Consider the following 20,120-nt stretch of genomic DNA (forward strand, 5'->3'; position numbering starts at 1 on the left):
CGAGCGGCGTCCTCTAGGCTGCCGGGCATGAGCGTCACCCGGGCACTCCTCGGTCCGCTGCTGAGCAGCGGCGCACCGAAGCCGTTGATCACCTACTACGACGACGCCACCGGCGCGCGGGTCGAACTGTCCCGGGCGACCACCGCGAACTGGGCGGCCAAGACGGCGAACTGGCTGGTCGACGAGCTGGACGTGGAACCCGGGGCGCCGGTGGCGGTCGCGTTGCCGCCGCACTGGCAGACGGTCGGGGTGCTGCTGGGCGCGTGGTGGTGCGGTGCCCACGTCACCGCCGACCCGCGCGGCGCCGAGGTGGCATTCGTCCCGGCGTCCGATGTGGACAGTGCTGCCGGTGCGCGCACCACCGCGGCGGTGGGCCTCGACGCGCTCGGGGCTCCGGTGCGCGGACTCCCCGACTCCGCGGTGGACTACGTCTCCGACATCCGCGCGCACGGCGACGACTTCGACCCGCTGCTGCCGGTGGCGGGCGGCGATCCCGCACTGCTGGACCTGTCGGTGGACGAACTCGTGGCGCGGGCCCGGCAGCGGGCCGCGGACCTCGATCTGGCGGAGTCCGACCGCGTTCTGTCCACTCTGGACTGGTCGCTGCCGGACGGGGTGGTCGACGGACTGCTCGCGGTGCTGGCCGCGCGGGCGTCGCTGGTGCAGTGCGCCAACCCCGATCCGCAGCGGTGGGACCGGCGCCAGTCCGACGAGCGGATCACCCGCCAGCTGGGCGCCGGTCCGGCCTGATCACGCCTCGGCGGGGACCGCCTCGCTCGTCCGGCCGCGCCGGAACAGCGCGTCCAGCGAGTAGCGGGAGCCGCTGAACCCGAGCGCCAGGCTGGTCGCGGAGAGCACCAGCACGTACTCGAAACCGCCCTGCGAGACGTAGAAGCCGGCCCCGGAGTGCGCGGAGACCAGCGCGCCGATCATCACCGCGGCCAGCAGGACGCCCACCACCGGCAGCAGCACGCCGAGGATCAGGCCGATGCCGCCGACGATCTCGACGAGCGCGGTGAACCAGGCGGCCGCGGTCGGGAGCGGGATGCCCATCTTGCCGAAGCTCGCGGCGGTCGAGTCGATGCCCCAGAGGGCGAACTTCTGGTAGGCGTGCGCGAGGAACGTCACGCCCACGACCAGTCTTGCGATCAGGAACGCCACGTCGCGGATGCGGTGCTGCATGGTCGGCCTCTCCGGGTCTGTCGGTGCACTGCGACCAAATATAGATGAAGCTTCAAATAAATGTCCGCATTGAGGAGATGGTCACACGACACGAGGGCGCCGTGGCCGCACAACTCGACAAATCGCCACAAATCCGGGAAAACCGGTACCACCCCTGCCGAAGCCTTCCTACTGGCGGGTAACATCGCCTGGTGCTCGATCACGACAGCCTGTTCACCCGGGACGGCGACCGGTTCGCACCGACCGAGGCCGCCGGCAACCCGTGGGGCGAGTTCACCGGCGGCGGCCCCGTCGCCGGGCTGGTCGCCCACGCCGTCGAGGCCGCCGTCGACGACCCCGACCTGTTCGTCGCGCGGTTGGCCGTCGACCTCGTGCGACCGGTGCCGCGCTCCCCGATCGACGTCTCCGTCGAGCCGCTGCGCACCGGGAAACGCCTGCACGTGCTCGACGTCACGCTCCGCGCCGGCGGGCGCACGGTGACCCGCGCCAGCGCGCAACTGCTCCGGAAGTCCGAAGTGGACGGACCGGAGGGCGGCGATCCGCCGGGCTTCGCCGGCCCCGGCGGGATCGCCGACGGCCACCTGCTGCCGCCCGAACTCGGCCTGCGGCCGGGCGTGCACGACGTCGTCGAAGTCCGCTGGCTGGCCGACCAGAGCTCGGCCGGACCCAGCCGGGCGTGGATGCGGATGCCGCTGCCGCTGCTGCCCGGCGAGCCGCTGAGCCCGCTGAGCCACGTGGCGGTCCTGGTCGACTGCATCAGCGCGGCCAGCCCCGTCGGGCCGATCTTCGGCCCGTGGATCAACACCGACATCACGCTCTACCTGCACCGCGCGCTGCGCGGCGAGTGGCTGGGCGTGGAGATCCACCGCGACGTCCAGCCGTCCGGCATCGGCGTCGCCCGCGCCGCCCTCTACGACGAGCAGGGCTCCATCGGCACCGCGCACGAAGCGGTCATGGTCAACCAGCTGGGTTGACACCTGCGCGGCGGTGCCGGTGGCGGCACCGCCACGCAGGACGAGTTCGAAGACAGCCTCTCAGGACTCCGCGGCCTTCTGCTGGAGCGCGGAGTGCTTGTCCAGCACGAGGGTTTCGAGGTCGGCCTGGAAGCGGGCCATGTCGGCGCGCAGCCGCTCGCCGAGTTCGCCCGAGTCCGCCGCGAGCATCCGCACCGCCAGCAGCCCGGCGTTGCGCGCACCGCCGACCGAGACCGTGGCGACCGGGACCCCGGCGGGCATCTGGACGATCGACAGCAGCGAGTCCATGCCGTCCAGGTGCTTCAACGGCACCGGAACGCCGATCACCGGGAGCACCGTGGCCGAGGCGACCATGCCCGGCAGGTGGGCCGCGCCGCCCGCACCGGCGATGATCACCCGGACGCCGCGCTCGGCGGCCTGGCGCGCGTAGTCCAACATCCGCTGCGGGGTGCGGTGCGCCGAGTAGACGCCGACCTCGTACGGGACGTCGAACTCGGTGAGCGCGTCCCCGGCGGCCCGCATCACCGGCCAGTCCGAGTCGCTGCCCATGATCACGCCGACCAGCGGGTTCTGCTCTGCCACGGTCAACTCCTCGCGCCCTCAGTGGATCGGGTGGCCGTCGAGCCACTCGGCGTGCGACAGCCAGTGCGCGGCCAGCCGCGCCTGCTCGCGGGCCTCGGCCATGTCGTCGCCGAGCAGCGTCACGTGACCGAGCTTGCGGCCCGGCCGCTCGCCCTTGCCGTACAGGTGGATCTTCGCGTGCGGGAAGCGGGCGAACAGGTGGTGCACCCGTTCGTCGACGCGCATCGCCGGTTCGGTCGGCGCGCCCAGGACGTTCGCCATGACCACGGCCGGTGCGGTCGGTTCGGTGCTGCCCAGCGGGTAGTCGAGCACCGCGCGCAGGTGCTGCTCGAACTGCGAGGTCCGCGCGCCCTCGATGGTCCAGTGGCCGGAGTTGTGCGGGCGCATCGCCAGCTCGTTGACGACGAGCCCGTCGGCGGTGTCGAACAGCTCGACCGCGAGCACCCCGGTGACGCCCAGCGAATCGGCGATGTGCAGCGCGAGGTCCTGGGCCTGCTGCGCCACGTCCGCCGAGACGTCCGGGGCCGGGGCGAGGGTCTGCACGCAGATCCCGTCCTGCTGCACCGTCTCGACCAGCGGCCACGCCGCGCCCTGCCCGAACGGCGAGCGGGCGACCAGCGCGGCCAGCTCGCGGCGCAGCGGCACGCGCTGCTCGGCCAGCAGCGGGGCGCCGCCTTCCAGCAGCTCGGCGACGGTGCGCTCGGCCTCCTCCGGGGTGTCGAGGACCCACACGCCGCGACCGTCGTAGCCGCCGCGCGCCGTCTTCAGCACGCACGGCCAGCCGTGCTCGCCGCCGAACCGCAGCACGTCCGCGACGCTGGTGATCTCCGCGAACGGCGGCACCGGCAGCCCGATCTCGGCCAGCTTCCGGCGCATCACCAGCTTGTCCTGGGCGTGCAGCAGCGCGTCCGGACCGGGCTGCACGGAGACCCCGGCGGCGGCCAGCGCCCGCAGGTGGTCACCGGGCACGTGCTCGTGGTCGAAGGTGACCACGTCGCAGCCCTGCGCGAAGTTCTTCAACGCTTCGAGATCGGTGTGGTGACCGATCTCCACGTTCGCCGCCACGAGCGCGGCGGAGTCCTGCTCCGAGGTGGCCAGCACCTTCAGCGACTGCCCGAGGGGGATCGCCGCCTGGTGCGTCATGCGCGCCAGCTGGCCACCACCGATCATGCCGACAACGGGGGTTCCGGTCCGGTGGTCCACGCCGCACAGCGTAGAGCGACGTCCATCACGCCCCGCCCACCGGTACCCGTCGGCGCGAGCCAGGTCACTGGAGGTTCGCCAGCAGCACGCAGGCCCCGTCGTGGTCGGCGGGCAACCGCCGTTCGTGCACGTCCACCGCGCCGCTGACGGGCAGCGACGGGTCGTCGGCGAGCCGACCGAGGATGAGCCGCTGGGCGCGGCGGCACCGGTCGGTCAGCCCTGGCCCGCGGCGGGCGAGCACCGCGGCCGTCGTGGGGCGCACCAGCGACGTCGTCTCCCCCGCGGCGAACACCGAGCGCAGCACGTCGGCGGCCAGCACCATCGCCAGCATCCGCGGGTAGCCGTAGCCGTCGTCCGGGATCCGCAGCGACACCAGGACCAGCGCGTGCTCCGCGTCGGGGTCGCGGCCCACCGCCCCGGCCTCCCGGTAGAGCTCGTGCAACCGGGTCCGCAGGTACCCGGCCGTGGTCAGCCCGGTCAGCGGGTCCTCCACCTCGCGGTCGACGGCCTGCCGGGACAGGACCTCGGCCCAGCCGAGCGCGGTCGTGCGCAGCATCGACGCCGGTACCGCGTCGGGGTCGGCCGACACCAGGCCGTCGTGCTCTCCGGTGGACACCGCGTGCAGCGCGGCCAGGTCCTGCAACGTCCCGGCCAACCCGACCCCCGCTTCGGCCCGCGCCGCGCCCAGTTCGGCCAGGTGCGACCCGACGTCGGCGCCCGCCGTGACCGCCGAGCACACCGCGTCGACGGCCGGGGAGTCCCAGTCGCTCGGGAACGGCCATCCGGCGGCCAGGCTCGCGGTCCGCCACCGGGAGCGCAGCGCCCGCCCCCTCCCACCGGTCGTCACGTCGCACCGCAGCGGCCAGTCCCTCATGCCAACACCCTCCATTCGTGCTGCCTGCCGGAGGGACGCGGTGATCGGCCGCGCATGACGGCGCGCCCGATGGCGTTGTCCAGTTGATATCGATCACAATAATCTTCGTGTTTCGCGCGTCATGATCGCTGTGATCGCGCGTCCCGACAACGCCAAGATCTACAGCGCCCCTGCGGGGAGGAAGGTGCGGCGTGGCGACAGTCCCGGCGGAGATGCAGGGTCCCGGCGACGCGGAACTGATCGAAGCCGTGCGCAACGGCTCGTCCGAGGCGTACGCCCAGCTCTACGAGCGGCACGTCAGCGCCGCCTACAACATGGCCCGGCAGGTCGCCAAGAGCCCGGCCGAGGCCGACGACCTGGTGTCCGAAGCCTTCGCGAAGGTGCTGGACACGCTGCGCGCCGGGCGCGGGCCGGACACCGCGTTCCGCGCCTACCTGCTCACGGCGCTGCGGCACACCGCCTACGACCGCACCCGGCGGGAACGCAAGGTGCAGCTCGCCGACGACGTCGCCGAGGTGTCCGGCGCCGACGTCAGCGTCCCGTTCACCGACACCGCGCTCGCCGGGCTGGAGCGGTCGCTGGCCGCGCAGGCGTTCGCCCGGCTGCCCGAGCGCTGGCAGACCGTGCTGTGGCACATCGAGATCGAGGGACAGTCGCCCGCCGAGGTCGCGCCGGTGCTCGGCCTGACGCCCAACGGCGTGTCGGCGCTGGCGTACCGCGCCCGCGAGGGCCTGCGGCAGGCGTACCTCCAGGTGCACGTCGGGCAGCTCGCCGAAGCCGGTCCTGGGGTGGAGTCGTGCCGCGCCACCGCGGACCGGCTGGGCGCGTGGACCCGCGGCGGGCTGTCCAAGCGGGAGACCGCGCAGGTGGAGGCCCACCTGGACGGCTGCGACCGGTGCCGGGGCCTGGCGGCCGAACTCGCCGACGTCAACGGCGGGCTGCGCGTCGTCGTCGCCCCGCTGGTGCTCGGCGCCGCCGCCACCGGCTACCTCGCCCACGGCGGTGGCGCGACCGCCGCCGGAGCCGCGGCGGCCGCGGGCGGGGCGGGCAGCGCCGCCGGTGCGGCCAGCGCCGCACCGCGGCAGACGGTGTTCGCGGCGGCTTCCGCGGCGGCGCTGGTCGCGGCGGTCGCGCTCGGTCTCACGGCCGGTGTCGAGCGGGCCCGCCCGATGGCGGCGCCCCCGCCCGCGCCGGCCCCGGCTCCGGTGCCGCAGGCCCCGGCGGTGAAACCGCCCACACCCCGACCGCAGGTGCCGAAACCGCCGATCGCGCGCCCGCCCGCGCCGCGACCGGCGCCACCTCCGCCGCCGCCCCCGCCGACCGCCGTCCTGGACGCCGCCGGTCCGGGTCAGCCGGTCCGGTTGACCGCCGGGGGTGACCCGGTGGACGTGCCGATCACGGTCTCCAACCACGGTTCCGGGGAGTCCGCACCGGTGACCGCGACGTTGACGTTGCCGCCGGGCGTGTCGGCGGAGATCCCCGGCGCCACCACCCCCGGTCCGGCGGCCACGACGCCGCAGAGCCTGTCGGCCACGTCCCGCGTCGAGGCGGCTCCCCCGCTGGGCATGCAGTGCGAGGGCGGCACCGGGCAGATCCGGTGCACCACCGGACGCGGACTCGCCCCGGGCGAGTCGACCGCGTTCGGCTTCCGCGTGCAGGCCGCTCCCGACTCGCAGGGCGGCACGATCACCGCCGACATCACCGCGGGCGCGTCGATCCGGTTGACGCTGCCCACGGTCCCGGTCGTGGTCCGGCCGCCGGCCCCGGTGGACGGCGTCGAGGTCACCGCCACCGGCTGGGACCTCGCGCCGTGGCTGAACAGCCGGGTCGAGATCGACGTCCGCAACACCGGCACCAGCAGGGGCCGCGCCGAAGCGGTCGCGCAGCTGCCGGACGGCGTGTCGGCGGTCGGGTTGCCGTTCGGCTGCGTCCAGGAGCCGGGCCGCGTCCGCTGCGCGGCCGACCTCGGTCCGGGCGCCTCCTACCGCGGCGACCTGTGGCTGACCGGCACGCCGGAGCTGCCCTGGCCGGTCCGCCGCGATGCGCTGTCCGGGCAGCTCGTCCGGGAGATCACCGTGCCGGTGAGCGCGCAGCTGGGCACCGCCGCCGACAGCGACGCGGTGTCGTTGCTGCTGTGGTTCCCGACCCTGCCGCCGTGGCCGCCGGAACCGGCGCCGCCGACCACCACGACGACCACGTGGACCTCGCCGCACTGCCCGCCGTGGTGGTGGCCGGCGTGGGCGCTGCACCCGGGGCGCCCGCCGCACTCCTGCTGGTTGCCCACCGAACCACCGGAGACCTCGGACCCGTCGACCACACCGCCGTGGACCACGCGGCCGACTCCCCCGTGGACCACGCGGCCGACGGTGCCCCCGACGACGTCGACCCCGCCGACCACGAGCACCCCGCCGTCGTCGACCACCGCCCCGCCGTCGTCGACCGCCCCGCCGTCGTCGACGGGCTCGCCGAGCCCGTCGGAGTCGTCGACCGGCTCGTCGACGCCCGCGCCGTCAACGGGGTCCTCGACGTCGACCTCTGCTCCGCCGGCACGTCCGTCCACCACGACGTCGGGGTGAACCGGGCCGTCCGGGAGGGTGGCTGAACCGGCGCACAGGTCATCCCTTTGGAGCAACTACGTAGACTCGTGGGCGTGTCCGTTGTCGATTCGGTACTCGCTCGCGTACCGCAGCCGTACCGGAAACTGGCGATCCGCCACCGGGAGCTGCTCAAGTTCGGCGTCGTGGGCGCGATCACCTTCCTGATCGACACCGGGGTCTTCTACGGGTTGAAGCTGACGGTGCTCGCTCCGAAGCCGGTGACCGCGAAGGTCATCGCGGTGCTGGCGGCGACGGCGGTCTCGTACGTGCTCAACCGGGAGTGGTCGTTCCGCACCCGCGGCGGTCGGCAACGGCACCACGAGGCGACGCTGTACTTCGTGATCAGCGCGATCGGCGTGGCGTTCTACTCGGCCCCGCTGTGGATCTCCCGCTACGTGTTCCTCCTGCACACCCCGTACACCAGCCGCTTCGTGGAGGAGATCGCCGACTTCACCTCGGGGCAGATCATCGGCCTGCTCGTCGGCATGGCCTTCCGCTGGTGGGCGTTCCGGAAATGGGTCTTCCCCGAACCCGACACCTCGCAGCACACCCCCACCCGCGACCACGCCCTCACCCGCTGAGAGCCTGTCCTCGAACTCTTTCTGGGTGGCGGTGCCGGTGGCGGTGCAGGTTGCTTGCGTACTCACCGAAAGAGAAAGCGGCTGGCGCCGCTTGCCACACCCCTTCCGGGAGCAGGTTCAAAGACAGGCTCTCATCAACGGGGCGTGGACTCGATCCGCCAGGGCACGCCGAGGACGTCGTCGGCGCGGGCCATCGGGAGGAAGACCTCGAACATCGCCGGGCGCGCCTTGCTCAGCTCCAGCCGGCCGCCGTCGGCTTCGACCAGGGCGCGGGCCAGGGCCAGGCCGACGCCGGTCGAGCCGCGGCCGGAGAAACCGCGCTCGAACACGTAGGGGACCAGCTGGTCCGGGACGCCGGGCCCGGCGTCGCTGACCTCGATGACGACGGTGGCGCTGCCCTGCCGCGCGGCCAGCGTCACCGCGCCCTTGCCGTGCCGCAGGGCGTTGTCCAGCAGCACCCCGATCGCCTCCCGCAGCCGCGCCGGGGTGGCCCGCGCGAGCAGGCCCTCGGTGACCTTGAGCCGCAGCGCCCGCCCCTCGGCCCGCAGCGGGTCGCGCCACTCCCCCGCGACGTCGGTCAGCAGGGCCGACACGTCGAGCGGTTCGGCGTCGCGGGCCCGCGCCTCGGTGGCGGCGGCGAGCAGGTCGTCGAGCACCCCGGAGAGCCGTTCGGCCTGTTCGAGCGCGGCGGTGGCCTCCTCGGACACCTCGGGGTCGTCGGCCGCGGCCAGCGCTTCCAGGCGCAGGTGCAGCGCGGTGAGCCGACTGCGCAGCTGGTGCGACACGTCACCGACGAGTTCGCGCTCCCGCTGCACGAGGTGCGACAGCGCGGCCCCGGACGCGTCGAGCGCGTCGGCGACCCGGTCGAGCTCGGGGACCTCGTGGCGCTGCGGATCGGGCCGGAAATCGCCCGCGCCGAGCCGCGCCGCCCGCGCGGCCACGTGCTTGAGCGGGTCGGCGAGCCGACGCGCGGTCACGATCGCCACGATCGTGCCCGTCCCGGCCGACAGCACGACCAACATCAGCACCAGCCCGGCCACCTGGAACTGCTGGGCCCGCACCGGATCGCTGGGAGCGGCGATCGTCACCGTCCCGCTCTGCACCATCGGCACGCTCTCGACCAGCGGTTTCTCCCCCGGATCGGGCCCGTAGGTGTAGTCGTGCGACTGGGTGCGCACGATGAGCCGCGCCCCGGCGGGCACGGCCAGCCGGGCGGCGTTGAGGTCGACCGACCGGTGCGTGGCGATCTGCTCGTCGAGCAGCGTCGCGATCTGCTGCGCCCGGGTGGACAGGTCGGCCAGCGTCAGGTCCTGGACGAGTTTGAGCGCGCTGAACCCCAGCGGCAGTCCCAGCACGACCGCGGTGACCGCGACCGCCAGCAACGTCGCCTGCAGGATCCGGCGGCGCATCGCTCAGTCCGCGTTGAAGCGGAACCCGACACCGCGCACCGTCGCGATGCGGGTCTCGTCGAGACGGCCGTTGCTGTCGCCGAGCTTGCGCCGCAGCCAGGAGATGTGCATGTCCAGCGTCTTGCTCCCCTTGCGGTCCGACTCGGGCCAGACCTCTTCGAGGATCTCCTCCCGGGTCACGACCTGACCGGCGTGCTGCATGAGCACCCGCAGCAGCTCGAATTCCTTGTTCGCCAGTTGCACCTCGTGCTCGTCCACCAGCACGCGCCGCGCGGTGAGGTCCAGGCGCACCCCGGACGCCTCCAGCGTCTCGGGAGCACCCCGGCGCAGCAGCGCGCGGATGCGGGCCATGAGTTCGGCGAGCCGGAACGGCTTGGCCACGTAGTCGTCGGCCCCGGCGTCGAGGCCGACGACGAAGTCGACCTCGTCGGTGCGGGCGGTGAGCATCAGCACCGGCAACCCGCGCCCCTGCGCGCGCAACCGACGGCACACTTCCAGACCGTCCATGTCCGGCAGTCCGAGATCAAGCACCAGGAGATCAACACCGCCCGCGGCCGCCGCCCGCAGCGTCGCCGGGCCGTCTTCGATGACCTGCACCGAATAGCCCTCCCGCTGCAGTGCTCGGGACAACGGCACCGCGATGGCCGGGTCGTCTTCTGCCAGCAGCACCACGCTCACGTCTCCAGCCTAGAGGGCCCCGACGATCACGTCCGTGGTCGTGGGCGAATCGCCGGGTGCACGGCGTGGCGACTAGGGTTTGCGGGCGTGAGCGACCTGGAACTCGCCCTGCACCTGGCCGACGTGGCGGACCGGATCACCACGGCCCGCTTCCGCGCCCTCGACCTGAGCGTGGACCGCAAACCCGACCGCACCCCGGTGACCGACGCCGACATCGAGGTCGAGGACGCGGTGCGCCGGGTGCTCTCCGACCGCCGCCCGGACGACGTCGTCGCCGGTGAGGAGCGCGGCGGCAGCATCGGCGAGGGCCGCACCTGGGTGCTCGACCCGATCGACGGCACGAAGAACTTCCTGCGCGGCGTCCCCGCCTGGGCGACCCTGATCGCGCTGGTCGACGGCGGACGTCCGGTGGTCGGGGCGATCAGCGCCCCGGCGCTCGGCAAGCGCTGGTGGGCCTCGGCCGGTGGCGGCGCGTGGTGCGGCACGGCCGACCGGGGGCCGGAGCGGATCTCGGTGTCCGGGGTCCGCGACGTGGCCGACGCCTACGTGTCGACCACGCACCTGGGCACCTGGTCCGAACACCACTCGCGGGACGCGTACCTGCGGCTCGTCGACGCCTGCTGGGAGAACCGCGCGTTCGGTGACTTCTGGCACCACTGCCTGGTCGCCGAGGGCGTCATCGACCTGGCGGCGGAACCGGTCGTCAACCCGTGGGACGTGGCGGCGGTGCAGATCCTGGTCGAGGAGGCGGGCGGCACGTTCACCGACCTGTCCGGTGCCCCGCGCTTCGACGGCGGCAACGCCCTGTCGTCCAACGGGCACCTGCACGCCGAGGCCCTGGAACTGCTGAAAGCCTGACCGCTCGCGGCGAGCGCCGGGCAGCGGACACCGGCTGGGCTGTACCGGGGTGCGCGGGCGCACGCGCGGGCCCGCGCACCCCGGTTCGGCGACCGGAGGAGGATTCCGGCGGGAACCGGTCGCCGACGGACCGGCGCGCGGGGGTCGGGGGCACGCGACGCGCCGATCCGGGTCGAAGGAACTCAGAAATCCCAGTCGCGAGCGCGGAAACCGCGATCGGCGACGATGTCGCCGCACTCCCGGCACCGCTCGGTCACCAGGACGGACCGGGGCAGCCGACCGTGCGGCGTCGCGAACGGAACCCGCACGCACACCCCGCAGACAGCCGGAATCCACTCCCCGGCGGGCTGCGCACCGGGACGCACCGCGGTGGCGTGGCGCCGGGTCAACCCGACCCCGACGATCCAGTAGACCTCCTGCGTCCCATCCCGGTACGGATTCGCGAGCATGATCGTCCTACCTTCGTAGTAATTGCAGGTCAGTGAGTTCTGCGCGGAAGATTAGTTCGCTAATCTTGTCCCATCGAATCTGAAACATTGCTGGTCAGGGGAAACCTGCTTTCGACGGCGTCTCGCCGATGAGACACGGTGACGCATGAAACGGAAGGTCAGCCCATGAGCGAGAACGGCCGCGTGTCCCAGATCGGACTCGGAGTGCAACTGCGGAAACTCCGAGAAAAGGCAGGAATGACCACACGATCGGTGGCCAACGCGCTGGGCATCTCGCCGTCCTCGGTCAACCGGACGGAACTAGGCCAGCGGCTCCCCGGACGAGACGAAGTGGCTGCGTTGTGCGCGCTTTACGGCGTGACTGGCGAACACAAGGTCCTGTTGGTCGAGAGAGCAGGCAAGAGCAGCAAGAGCGCCTGGCTCGAACTGGCTTCGCGGGTTTCCGACCAACAAGCGACCATGATGATCTTGGAGCAGGAAGCGTTCTCGATCGTTGGTGTGGAGAACGCGGTGGTTCCTGGGCTGGTGCAGACCGCAGAATACGCTCGATTGCTCATGTCGATGTCCGATGTTCCGGGCCATGACGTGGAAAGCAGAGTCGGGGCGCGATTGGGTAGGCAGGCTGTGCTGTCACGCCCTGACGGCCCTGCTGTCTCGTTCTTCGTCGACGAAGCAGTGTTGCACCGCACGTTGGGAGAGCCACGCATGCTGCGGGACCAGCTGGAAACTCTGCTCGTCGTTCAGCGCCGCGACAACGTCTCACTGCGCGTGATCCCGCTCGGTGCCGGTCCGCACCCGGCACTCGACGGTTCGTTCTCCCTCTACGAACTACCGGACGGAAGCGTGCACGTCTTCGCCGAGGCGCGATACTTCGCCGTGGCACTCACGGAACCAGCCGATGTCGAGCCGTTTGTGAAAGCCTGCACAGATCTGGACAACTGCGCATTGGACAAGCAAGACTCAACGTGCTTGATCAAGGACGCGTTGGGAAGGCTCCACGATGACTGAGCGGACATGGCGCAAGAGCAGTCGCAGCGGCTCGGTGCACAACTGCGTCGAAGTGGCCATGTCGCCCGCCGCGACCGCCGTCCGGGACTCCAAAGACCCCGACGGCGGCATGCTGCACGTCTCGTCCGCGATGTGGCGGAGCTTCCTGGACGCGGTCAGGAGCGGGCGTTTTCGCGGCTGAGGGCTCGGGTGTAGCGGGCTCCGGCGGCCAGCAGGATCAGGCCCGCGCAGAGGAAGGCGACGACGCGGGCGAGGCCGTCTAGGGTCGCCAGGTCGAACAGCAGCAGCTTGGCCAGCGCGACCGGGAGCAGGACCATGCCCGCGATCCGCAGGTGGGCGACGCGGACTCCGCGCAGCAGCAGGACGATCGCGGCCACCACCCAGCACAGGGTGATGAGGATGTGCCCGGTGAGGAAACCGGTGCGGTCGTCGCGGACCAGCAGGCACGCCGCCATCGTGGCGCTGGCGGTGCCGTAGAGCACGACCAGGCCGGACAGCGACCACAGCGGCGCCGAGCCCGGCAGCTCCCGCAACTTGCCGACCCGCACGGCGGTGACCGGGATGCCGATCGCGACCAGGGCGATCAGCGCACCGACCAGGACTCCGGGCATTCGCTGGCCGGACACGTGTGTCAGGAGAGCTGAGACAGGGGTGTCGGTGCGCAGCGCCGCGCTCGTGCCGAGCACGGCGTAGCACACCGCACCGAGCAGCGGTCCTGGAGTGCGGAGCAGGTGGGCGCCGACCGTCAGCAGCAGCGCTTCGACGAGCAGCGCCGCCGCCCACGCCGAGGCGTCGACGGCGGTCATCGTGGCTTGCAGGGCGGCGACCGCGGCGACGGCGCCGGACGCGGCGGTGAACCGCTTCGCCAGCAGGTCGCGGACCGGCCGGACGAACCAGCCGACCGCCCAGATCGCGGCGAGCACGACCGCCACCCCGGCGGCGAGCGCCCCGGCCGCCGAGCGCTCCAGCAGCGGAGCCGCCAGCAGTGCGGGAGCCGGGGCCGACACCACCAGCCCAGCCGCCGTGCCCGCGCGTTCCGGCAGCAGGAACGCCGTGACCAGCGCGATCGCCACTCCCACCGCCGAGGCGAGGACCACTGCGGCCACCACGCCCGTGCCGGGCAGCACCATCGCCCACAGGTCGGCCGCCAGCGCGGCCAGCACCGTCGGCACGGCCGCCGCCACCGCGAGCACCCGCCAGCCGCGGCGCAGCTGGACCGGCGCGGCGGCGACCTGGAGCAGGACCAGGAAACCCACCAGCAGCGACGTCGGCGCGCCGGTGATCAGCGGTGCGCACAGGGCACATCCGAGCACCACGCCGACCGCCAGCGGCTGGGCCCGCCAGCGGTCCGCCAGCAGCAGACCGGCGACCGCGACGACCAGGCCGGCCCCGAGCCCGCCGGACACCGGCAGGTAGCCGTACAGCGAGGTGGCCGCCACGGCGTCCAGGTACAGCGCGGCGAAACCCGTTGCGGCCAGCGCGAATCCGGCGGAGCGCGGGGTGCGGGCGTGCAACCACCACCCGCTCGCGATCAGCACGACCCCGAGCACGGCCCCGCCGCCGACCCGCAACCCGGGACCGAGCCAGCCCTGCTGCGCGGCCAGGACCAGCAGGAACACCACGCCGAGCAGCGTGACCCCGGCACCGCCCCACGCCAGCACGCGGCTCGGCTCCCAGCGCGCGCCGAACTTCCGCCGCTGCGGTGCGGGCTGCGCCGGGTGCGGCTCCGCCTCCACCGGTCGCGGAGGTTCGGGCGCCTGCCCCGGCTCCGCGAGGTGCGGGCTCGGGGTCTCCTGCTGGAGCAGGACCGCCAGGTGGGTCAGACGTTGGCCGATGGCGTGCAGCTCACCCGCGACCGCCTGGAGTGCTTCGCCGGACTGCGGTTGCATGGCGCCCGAGTCTGTCCACGCACCACCGCCCCTGTCATGCGTAGCCCTACTCAGAACCTGCCGCGGAACTCGTTCTGCGCGGCGTCACCCCCGAATTCCAGCACCGCGCAAGCCCCTTCGGTCCGAAACCGGATCACGGCTTCTGGGCCGGCGTGCCGCGCGGCGGGGTGTGCGTGACGTCGACCGGTCCCACCACGCCGCGCAACGCCTGGGTCCAGGTGAGGCGGCCGAACAGGTAGAAGCACGCCACCTGCTCGCTGGTGAAGCGGGCCCAGTCGTAGCGGTTGCCCTGCTCCCGCCAGAACACCTCCCAGACCGGGGCACCGTCGACCTCGCCGCGCACCAGGCACCACGCGTCGTCGGCCTCCGCGCCGACCGACACCAGCTCGGACGGCACGCCCATGGCTTCCAACCAGCCGACCACGGATTCGGTGTTCACTGCGCGTCCTCCTGCTCGGCTTCGGCGACGTCCTCGCGCGGGATGCGCAACGTCCGGGCTTCCGCGTTCTCCCTGGTCCGGGTCAGCTCCACCACGTACCCGAGGGACACCAGGTCCAGCAACGGGTACGTGGTCCGGTAGCGGACGCCGCCGCCCGGCTGGCCGAACCACGGCGCGGTGGCCGCCTGCCACACCGGCAGCGGGCGCATCACCCGGTACCGCCGGTACGCGCGCTCGGCGTACTCCGGCGGTTGCGACCGGCGCGAGAACGGCGTCGCGGCGGAGAAGGCGAGCCGTCCACTGCCGTCGCCGAGGCAGTCCAGCACCGTGTCCGGTTGGAGCACCACGGGTTCTCCGGCCTCCACGCCGCCTTCCGGGAACTCCTCGGCGGGCGGCCACACGTAGCCCTCGCCGTCCCCGGTGGCGTAGGTGCGCTCCCACTCCAGTTCGCTGAGCTCGCCCAGCGGGTCGTGGTGCGCGGTCAGCTCGTCGGGCAGGGGCTGCGGCTCGTCCGGTTCCGGACCGCGCGCGTACACCGCCGCCGATCGCACCCGCTCCAGGGCGTCGGTGTCGTCGACGAGGTCCGCCCGCGGGTGGTCCTGCGGCGGGAAGTTCCGGCAGGAGTCCGGTTCGTCCCCGCGCGCGGGCAGCTGGCGGCTCGCCTCGGACGCCGCGACCGGCAGGTATCCGATCGGGAACTGGTGCAGCACGAACGCGACCGCGTCCGAACCCCGGCCGCCCTGCCGCAACGGCCGCCGCTCGCCCTGCGGCTGCGGCGAACCGCCCGGCGGCGTCGTCGGTTCCGCGAGCGGGCGCAGCGGCGACCGCCGCATCGACCGCTGGGACAGCGGGAACGCCTGCTGCGACGGTTGCCGGACGGGGTGCTGCGGTCCCTGCGGCGCCCGCCGCGTCGCGCCGCCGAAAGCGCCCGGCGGCGCGCCGGTCGGCGGGCGCGCGGCGCTGCCCTGGGGCGGCGCGGACGGCTGGCCACCGGGCGGCGGCCCGACGTGCCCGCCCGCCGCCGGAGGTGGCGCGAAGCCCGGCTGCGCGGGCGGCGCAGCGCCGGGTGGCGGCGGTGCGGGTGCCGCGCCGGACGGTGCGGCGGGTGGTGCGGCCCACGCCGCGTGCACGGAGTGCGGCGCGGTGGTGGACGCCGGATCCTCGCCGGGGGCGGCCCAGCCCGGCCGGGAGGCCGGGGTGCCGTCCGCGCGGACGGCGGGGATCGGTCCGGTGCCCGCGTCGGCGACCTGCCGACCAGCGGCGGGTTCGTCGATCCGGACCGGACCGGTGTGTTCGGTGTCCGCCCGCCAGGTGGGGGCGTCCGGGTTCGCGGGAGCGGACGCCGGCTCCGGTGCCGCGCGGGCGATGTCACCGCCGGTCTCCCGCACCGCGTCGAGACCGCCGGAGACCGCGTCCGCACCGGCCCGCTGGACATCCGCAGTGGACCCTCCCGCGACGCCGGTGGCGCCGCCCAGCGCGCCGCTCGCCAGCCCCGTCGCGCCGCCGAGCAGGCCGTGGCGCCCGGACTGCCCCGCGGCGGCGCCGTCGACGCCCACGTCCGCGGCGAGCGAGTGGTGCAGCCGGGCGACGTTGGCCGCCGTGCCCCGGACCGCCGAGTCCACGGACGCCAGCGCCTGCGGATGCCCCGCGGCGGCGGCCTGCTCGGCGGCGTCGGTGTTCTTGGCCAGCGCCACGAGTTCCCGCACGATCCGCACCTTCGTCGCGCCGACCTGGTCGGCGGCGTGCTCCAGCCGGTCGGCCGCGGCGCGGCACTGCCGGGCCGTCGACGGCAGCGGGCCGTCCTCGCCGACGAGCCCGTTCCACTCCCGGCGCGCCGCCTGCGCGGCCTCGCCCTGCACGGCGCGCAGCGCGTCCTGCGCGGTGCCGTCGGCGTCCCCGGCGAGCGAGTCGAGCGACGCCGCCGCCTCCCGCCACGCCGCCGCCGACTGCCGCATGCGGTCCTCGTCCGCCTCCGGCCAGCGGGCGCCGGCCTTCGCCGCCACGTCGCGGAGTTCCGCGGGAAGTTCGATGCCCATGCCCCTCACCCCTGTCCCGCGCTCCGGCCGATCTCGCCGGCTCCCTCGGCGTCGGCCTGCTGGTGGGTCCGCGCCGTCGCGGCGAACTTCGCGCCGATTCCCCGCAGCCGCCCCGGAATCTCGCCGAGTTCGTCCATCGCCCGGCGCGCGGCCGGGCAGTGCGCGCGGGCGAAGCCCTCGCCGACCTCGTCGTGGCCCCAGCAGTCACCGGCGGATTCCACGGCGGCGCGCAGCGCGTCGGCGATCCGCTGGGCCTTCGCCGCGTGCTCGTCGAACTCGCCCGCCTTCGCGGCCAGCCGACCGATGTCCGCGTGGAAACCGCTCATGGTCACGTCCGTTCCGCCGGGCCCTGCTGCAACCAGCTCGCGTCGGAGAAGTCCTCCTCGGCGCTGTCGTTGACATTGTCGTCCACGCCGCGCGAACCGTTGCGGCGCACCGCTTCCGACTCGCTGTCGGTGTGTCCGCCCAGCAGCAGCGCCGGATCCGCGTCCTCGGGGAGCACCTCGGCGAGCACGTCCGCCGCCCGGCGGGCCGCGGACCGCGCGGCGTCCGAGGTCAGCCGGACGATGAGCGCGGCGAGCTGGTCCGGGCGGTGCCGCTGGTACGCGTCGTCGGCGAGCACCAGGTCCCGCAGCGCGCCCTGCGGTCCGACGGTGACCCGCACGCCCTCGGCGGAGGCGGTCTCGGTGATGGCCGACAGTTCCTCCCGGGTCGCCGCGAGGCGTTCGCGGCTGCGGCGGTAGTCCGCCAGCAGTTCTTCGACCTCGGCTCGGTGATCGCTGGGCACGGCCGCTCTCCTGTAGCTCGCGGACTGGTCGGTGGGGCGGGCGCGGACCGGGTGGCCACGACTTCGACGCCGCCGGGGCAGGGATGGTTCCACGCGCGCGGGGTTTTCGGTCTCGGGGAACATCGGTACAGCGGTTATCGGTGAGCACGATCACAGTCGTCCAGCACAGTGTTCCACTTCACCGCTGGGGTTCGGTGAAACGCGTCGAGACGGGCACGTACGGCGCGGTGGAGGACCTCGCGCGCAACCGCGTGGACCTCAACAAGGTGATCATCCAGTGGCCGGACATGCTGAAGGTCGCCGGTTCCCTGGTCACCAACCAGGTCCGCGCCTACGACCTGCTGCGACCTGGACGAGGACGACGACGTGACTGGACAGGACTCATCAAGGCCGTCGTGTGGCGGTACGAGCGCACTTCGGCTGTCCGCCTCAGCTACTGGGCCCCGGTCAGGGCACTGAGTGCCCTCTCGGCCGCTCCTATCGGCCCGGTGCGCCCTGGGCGACCGGCTCGGGATCGGCGTCGAGTGCATCGAGCACTGCCTCGCCGTTTGCTCTCGCCCACTCGGTCAGCGTGTGGATCGGATCGATCAGCGTCGCCCCGAGCGGGGTGAGCTCGTATTCGACGCGGGGCGGCACCTCGGCGTAGGCGTGGCGGCGGACGAGTCCGTGCGCCTCAAGTCGTCGGAGCGTCTGGGTGAGCATCTTGCGGGAGATGTCGCCGATCAGCTTGAGCAGCTCGCCATGACGCACCGGGCCCTTGCTGAGGCCGGCGAGCACGACCACCGTCCACTTGTCGGCGATCAGCTCGACCGCCAGACGCGCCGGACAGTCGGCGAGAAAGGAATCACCGGGACCGAAACCGCTCATGGCGCCAAAGGTACCTGCTGGTTCCTCAAGGTACCTGCTGGTTCCTATCGGAAATCTAGCCTGGAATCTCTCCCCCTTCCCAAGCTAGGAGAGTCATGCGAGTCATCACCCAGCAGACGCTCGGCGGTCCCGAGGTGCTCACCATCGTGGACGCGCCCGAGCCCCAGCCCCTCCCGACCGAGGTGCTCGTCCGCGTCAAGGCGATCGGGCTGAACCCGCTGGAGGCGCGCCTGCGCGCCGGCGAGTTCCCGCTGATCGGCCGGCCACCGTTCATCCTCGGCTGGGACATCAGCGGCGTGGTCGAGGAGTCACCGCAGACGTGGCGGTTCAGGCCCGGCGACGAGGTGTTCGGGATGCCGCTGTTCCCGCGACCGGCGAACGCGTACGCCGAATTTGTATCAGCGCCGGCGCTGCACCTGGCACGCAAGCCGGCCTCGCTCTCCCACGTTGAAGCCTCCGCGCTTCCGATCGTCGGGCTGACGGCGTGGCAGGGGCTCGTCGACCTCGCCGGCGTCACCGAGGGCGATCGCGTCCTGGTCCACGGCGGTGGCGGCGGGGTCGGCCACGTCGCGATCCAGATCGCGAAAGCCCTTGGCGCGCACGTGATCACGACCGCCAGCGGGAGCAAGCGGGAGTTCGTCGAAGGGTTCGGCCCCGATGAAGTGATCGACTACACGGCGGTCGACTTCACCGACGCGGTCCGCGACATCGACGTCGTGCTCGACACGATCGGCGGCGACACCGCAGAGCGGTCCCTCGGAGTGCTCCGCCCTGGCGGTCACCTGGTGACGGCAACCGCCGAGGACGCCCCGGAGCTCATCGCCAAGTACGAGGCGGCGGGCATGCGCTTCAGCGGTATCGCAGTCGACCCCGACCCGGTCGCCCTGCGCGGCCTCATCGACCTCGTCGAACGGAGAAAGCTCCGGGTCCACGTGCAGGAGACGTTCCCCTTCGAGCACGTCGTCGACGCGCATCGGCTGCTCGACAGCGGTCACCTCCAGGGCAAGCTCGTCCTCACCCTCTGATCCCGTCGAGCAGCCTCGCGTGAGCGCGGCTGCAGCGGCATTGGTGACAGAGGTGATCTCGTCTTCGTCGTCGGGTGGCAGAGCGGCGATGAAGCCCACGTCTCGGAGCGCTGACCATGATCGTTCTCACCGATAACCGCTGTACCGATGTTCCCCGAGGCCGGTTTTCTCCAGACCGCCGCCCCCTCCGGTGCCGGGGTGCGCGCGGCCGGTGCGAGGATGGGCCGATGGCCGCGATCGCGTACGAGGACTTCGAACCGGGCAGGACCTTCGACCTCGGCAAGGTCGAGATCGACCGCGCCGAGATGCTGGAGTTCGCGCGCCGCTTCGACCCGCAGCCGTTCCACCTCGACGAGGAGGCGGGCCGGAAGTCGGTGCTCGGCGGGCTGTGCGCCTCGGGCTGGTACACCGCGTCGCTGTGGATGCGCGCCTACGTCGACCACGTGCTGGCCGATTCGACGTCGCAGGGCTCGCCCGGCGGCAACGAGCTGAGCTGGAGCGCCCCGGTGTTCCCGGGCGACGTGCTGCACTTCCAGCTGGAGGTCACCGGACGCCGCCGCTCGCGGAGCAAACCGGGCCTGGGACTGGTGGAGCTCACCGGCACCGCCGACCGCGGCGCGGACAGGGTGCTGCGCTTCAGCTTCGTCGGCCTCTTCGGCACCCGCGACCACTAGGGAGTGTT

Annotated in this window: 22 protein-coding genes; 9 read left to right on the forward strand and 13 right to left on the reverse strand. The window is 73.0% G+C overall.

Annotation, left to right across the window (positions count from 1 at the left end):
• The first annotated feature begins 27 nt into the window (after window positions 1–27).
• The gene (locus NV263_RS26600) at window positions 28–750 is read left to right on the forward strand and encodes a TIGR03089 family protein (protein ID WP_263249398.1); all 723 of its coding nucleotides are present in this window, start codon (window positions 28–30) and stop codon (window positions 748–750) included.
• On the opposite strand, the gene NV263_RS26605 is transcribed toward NV263_RS26600, so the two are convergent.
• A complete protein-coding gene (locus NV263_RS26605; RefSeq protein ID WP_263249399.1) occupies window positions 751–1,182 on the reverse strand; it encodes a DoxX family protein in 432 nt (143 codons plus the stop codon).
• A gap of 191 nt (window positions 1,183–1,373) precedes the next feature.
• On the opposite strand from NV263_RS26605, the gene NV263_RS26610 reads away from it, so the two are divergent.
• On the forward strand, window positions 1,374–2,156 hold the full coding sequence (locus NV263_RS26610) for a thioesterase family protein (RefSeq protein ID WP_263249401.1): 783 nt from the start codon (window positions 1,374–1,376) through the stop codon (window positions 2,154–2,156).
• Between the two features lie 60 nt (window positions 2,157–2,216).
• Here the strand turns inward: NV263_RS26610 and purE are convergent, their stop codons facing one another.
• The 3 genes from purE to NV263_RS26625 form a co-directional block, all read right to left on the reverse strand.
• A complete protein-coding gene (purE, locus tag NV263_RS26615) occupies window positions 2,217–2,705 on the reverse strand; it encodes a 5-(carboxyamino)imidazole ribonucleotide mutase (RefSeq protein WP_263254390.1) in 489 nt (162 codons plus the stop codon).
• Between the two features lie 51 nt (window positions 2,706–2,756).
• On the reverse strand, window positions 2,757–3,941 hold the full coding sequence (locus NV263_RS26620; RefSeq protein ID WP_263249403.1) for a 5-(carboxyamino)imidazole ribonucleotide synthase: 1,185 nt from the start codon (window positions 3,939–3,941) through the stop codon (window positions 2,757–2,759).
• A gap of 64 nt (window positions 3,942–4,005) precedes the next feature.
• Window positions 4,006–4,815 carry a hypothetical protein gene (locus NV263_RS26625; protein ID WP_263249404.1) on the reverse strand — a complete coding sequence of 270 codons (810 nt, stop codon included), beginning with the start codon at window positions 4,813–4,815 and terminating at the stop codon, window positions 4,006–4,008.
• Between the two features lie 191 nt (window positions 4,816–5,006).
• On the opposite strand from NV263_RS26625, the gene NV263_RS26630 reads away from it, so the two are divergent.
• Window positions 5,007–7,391 carry a sigma-70 family RNA polymerase sigma factor gene (locus NV263_RS26630; protein WP_263249405.1) on the forward strand — a complete coding sequence of 795 codons (2,385 nt, stop codon included), beginning with the start codon at window positions 5,007–5,009 and terminating at the stop codon, window positions 7,389–7,391.
• Window positions 7,392–7,465: 74 nt separating this feature from the next.
• On the forward strand, window positions 7,466–7,993 hold the full coding sequence (locus tag NV263_RS26635) for a GtrA family protein (RefSeq protein WP_263249406.1): 528 nt from the start codon (window positions 7,466–7,468) through the stop codon (window positions 7,991–7,993).
• Window positions 7,994–8,127: 134 nt separating this feature from the next.
• Here the strand turns inward: NV263_RS26635 and NV263_RS26640 are convergent, their stop codons facing one another.
• A complete protein-coding gene (locus NV263_RS26640) occupies window positions 8,128–9,402 on the reverse strand; it encodes an ATP-binding protein (protein WP_263249407.1) in 1,275 nt (424 codons plus the stop codon).
• A gap of 3 nt (window positions 9,403–9,405) precedes the next feature.
• A complete protein-coding gene (locus NV263_RS26645; protein ID WP_263249408.1) occupies window positions 9,406–10,080 on the reverse strand; it encodes a response regulator transcription factor in 675 nt (224 codons plus the stop codon).
• 87 nt (window positions 10,081–10,167) lie between these two features.
• Here NV263_RS26645 and hisN point away from each other — a divergent pair, with 87 nt between their 5' ends.
• On the forward strand, window positions 10,168–10,938 hold the full coding sequence (gene hisN / locus NV263_RS26650) for a histidinol-phosphatase (RefSeq protein ID WP_263249409.1): 771 nt from the start codon (window positions 10,168–10,170) through the stop codon (window positions 10,936–10,938).
• 182 nt (window positions 10,939–11,120) lie between these two features.
• On the opposite strand, the gene NV263_RS26655 is transcribed toward hisN, so the two are convergent.
• Window positions 11,121–11,387 (reverse strand): hypothetical protein, encoded by a 267-nt coding sequence (locus NV263_RS26655; RefSeq protein ID WP_263249410.1) that lies wholly within the window; start codon window positions 11,385–11,387, stop codon window positions 11,121–11,123.
• 165 nt (window positions 11,388–11,552) lie between these two features.
• Here NV263_RS26655 and NV263_RS26660 point away from each other — a divergent pair, with 165 nt between their 5' ends.
• Both NV263_RS26660 and NV263_RS26665 read left to right on the forward strand, forming a co-directional pair.
• Complete coding sequence (locus tag NV263_RS26660; protein WP_263249411.1) at window positions 11,553–12,395, forward strand: helix-turn-helix domain-containing protein; 843 nt, start codon at window positions 11,553–11,555, stop codon at window positions 12,393–12,395.
• Window positions 12,388–12,576: a DUF397 domain-containing protein gene (locus NV263_RS26665; protein ID WP_263249413.1), complete on the forward strand. Its 189-nt coding sequence runs from the start codon at window positions 12,388–12,390 to the stop codon at window positions 12,574–12,576. Before NV263_RS26660 ends, NV263_RS26665 begins: the two co-directional genes overlap by 8 nt.
• On the opposite strand, the gene NV263_RS26670 is transcribed toward NV263_RS26665, so the two are convergent.
• From NV263_RS26670 to NV263_RS26695, 6 genes are all read right to left on the reverse strand, one after another.
• Window positions 12,551–14,284 carry a DUF2339 domain-containing protein gene (locus NV263_RS26670; RefSeq protein ID WP_263249414.1) on the reverse strand — a complete coding sequence of 578 codons (1,734 nt, stop codon included), beginning with the start codon at window positions 14,282–14,284 and terminating at the stop codon, window positions 12,551–12,553. The genes NV263_RS26665 and NV263_RS26670 overlap by 26 nt on opposite strands.
• A gap of 133 nt (window positions 14,285–14,417) precedes the next feature.
• Window positions 14,418–14,723 carry a hypothetical protein gene (locus NV263_RS26675; RefSeq protein WP_263249415.1) on the reverse strand — a complete coding sequence of 102 codons (306 nt, stop codon included), beginning with the start codon at window positions 14,721–14,723 and terminating at the stop codon, window positions 14,418–14,420.
• Window positions 14,720–16,759 (reverse strand): glycohydrolase toxin TNT-related protein, encoded by a 2,040-nt coding sequence (locus tag NV263_RS26680; protein WP_263249417.1) that lies wholly within the window; start codon window positions 16,757–16,759, stop codon window positions 14,720–14,722. The genes NV263_RS26675 and NV263_RS26680 overlap by 4 nt, the downstream gene beginning before the upstream one ends.
• 5 nt (window positions 16,760–16,764) lie before the next feature.
• Window positions 16,765–17,085, reverse strand: coding sequence for a hypothetical protein (locus NV263_RS26685; RefSeq protein WP_263249419.1), 321 nt, complete (start codon window positions 17,083–17,085; stop codon window positions 16,765–16,767).
• A 2-nt stretch (window positions 17,086–17,087) separates the two neighbouring features.
• Window positions 17,088–17,546: a YbaB/EbfC family nucleoid-associated protein gene (locus NV263_RS26690; protein WP_263249421.1), complete on the reverse strand. Its 459-nt coding sequence runs from the start codon at window positions 17,544–17,546 to the stop codon at window positions 17,088–17,090.
• A gap of 477 nt (window positions 17,547–18,023) precedes the next feature.
• The gene (locus tag NV263_RS26695) at window positions 18,024–18,413 is read right to left on the reverse strand and encodes a winged helix-turn-helix transcriptional regulator (protein ID WP_263249423.1); all 390 of its coding nucleotides are present in this window, start codon (window positions 18,411–18,413) and stop codon (window positions 18,024–18,026) included.
• A 95-nt stretch (window positions 18,414–18,508) separates the two neighbouring features.
• Between NV263_RS26695 and NV263_RS26700 the strand changes: the two genes are divergently transcribed.
• The gene (locus tag NV263_RS26700; protein WP_263249424.1) at window positions 18,509–19,438 is read left to right on the forward strand and encodes an NADP-dependent oxidoreductase; all 930 of its coding nucleotides are present in this window, start codon (window positions 18,509–18,511) and stop codon (window positions 19,436–19,438) included.
• Window positions 19,439–19,665: 227 nt separating this feature from the next.
• Window positions 19,666–20,112 carry a MaoC family dehydratase gene (locus NV263_RS26705; RefSeq protein ID WP_263249425.1) on the forward strand — a complete coding sequence of 149 codons (447 nt, stop codon included), beginning with the start codon at window positions 19,666–19,668 and terminating at the stop codon, window positions 20,110–20,112.
• The last annotated feature ends 8 nt before the right edge of the window (window positions 20,113–20,120 follow it).

Origin of the sequence: Saccharopolyspora rosea, from assembly GCF_025643595.1 — a bacterium.
In the GTDB taxonomy this organism is placed as follows: Bacteria; Actinomycetota; Actinomycetes; order Mycobacteriales; family Pseudonocardiaceae; genus Saccharopolyspora; species Saccharopolyspora rosea.

Bases quoted from the DNA above. Each gene is read 5' to 3' on its own strand.
- NV263_RS26605 (WP_263249399.1), bottom strand. From the start codon at position 1,182: ATGCAGCACCGCATCCGCGACGTGGCGTTCCTGATCGCAAGACTGGTC.
- NV263_RS26655 (WP_263249410.1), bottom strand. From the start codon at position 11,387: ATGCTCGCGAATCCGTACCGGGATGGGACGCAGGAGGTCTACTGGATC.
- purE (WP_263254390.1), bottom strand. From the start codon at position 2,705: ATGGGCAGCGACTCGGACTGGCCGGTGATGCGGGCCGCCGGGGACGCG.
- NV263_RS26700 (WP_263249424.1), top strand. From the start codon at position 18,509: ATGCGAGTCATCACCCAGCAGACGCTCGGCGGTCCCGAGGTGCTCACC.
- NV263_RS26600 (WP_263249398.1), top strand. From the start codon at position 28: ATGAGCGTCACCCGGGCACTCCTCGGTCCGCTGCTGAGCAGCGGCGCA.
- NV263_RS26695 (WP_263249423.1), bottom strand. From the start codon at position 18,413: ATGAGCGGTTTCGGTCCCGGTGATTCCTTTCTCGCCGACTGTCCGGCG.
- NV263_RS26685 (WP_263249419.1), bottom strand. From the start codon at position 17,085: ATGAGCGGTTTCCACGCGGACATCGGTCGGCTGGCCGCGAAGGCGGGC.
- NV263_RS26670 (WP_263249414.1), bottom strand. From the start codon at position 14,284: ATGCAACCGCAGTCCGGCGAAGCACTCCAGGCGGTCGCGGGTGAGCTG.
- NV263_RS26680 (WP_263249417.1), bottom strand. From the start codon at position 16,759: ATGGGCATCGAACTTCCCGCGGAACTCCGCGACGTGGCGGCGAAGGCC.
- NV263_RS26640 (WP_263249407.1), bottom strand. From the start codon at position 9,402: ATGCGCCGCCGGATCCTGCAGGCGACGTTGCTGGCGGTCGCGGTCACC.
- NV263_RS26705 (WP_263249425.1), top strand. From the start codon at position 19,666: ATGGCCGCGATCGCGTACGAGGACTTCGAACCGGGCAGGACCTTCGAC.
- NV263_RS26660 (WP_263249411.1), top strand. From the start codon at position 11,553: ATGAGCGAGAACGGCCGCGTGTCCCAGATCGGACTCGGAGTGCAACTG.
- NV263_RS26625 (WP_263249404.1), bottom strand. From the start codon at position 4,815: ATGAGGGACTGGCCGCTGCGGTGCGACGTGACGACCGGTGGGAGGGGG.
- NV263_RS26665 (WP_263249413.1), top strand. From the start codon at position 12,388: ATGACTGAGCGGACATGGCGCAAGAGCAGTCGCAGCGGCTCGGTGCAC.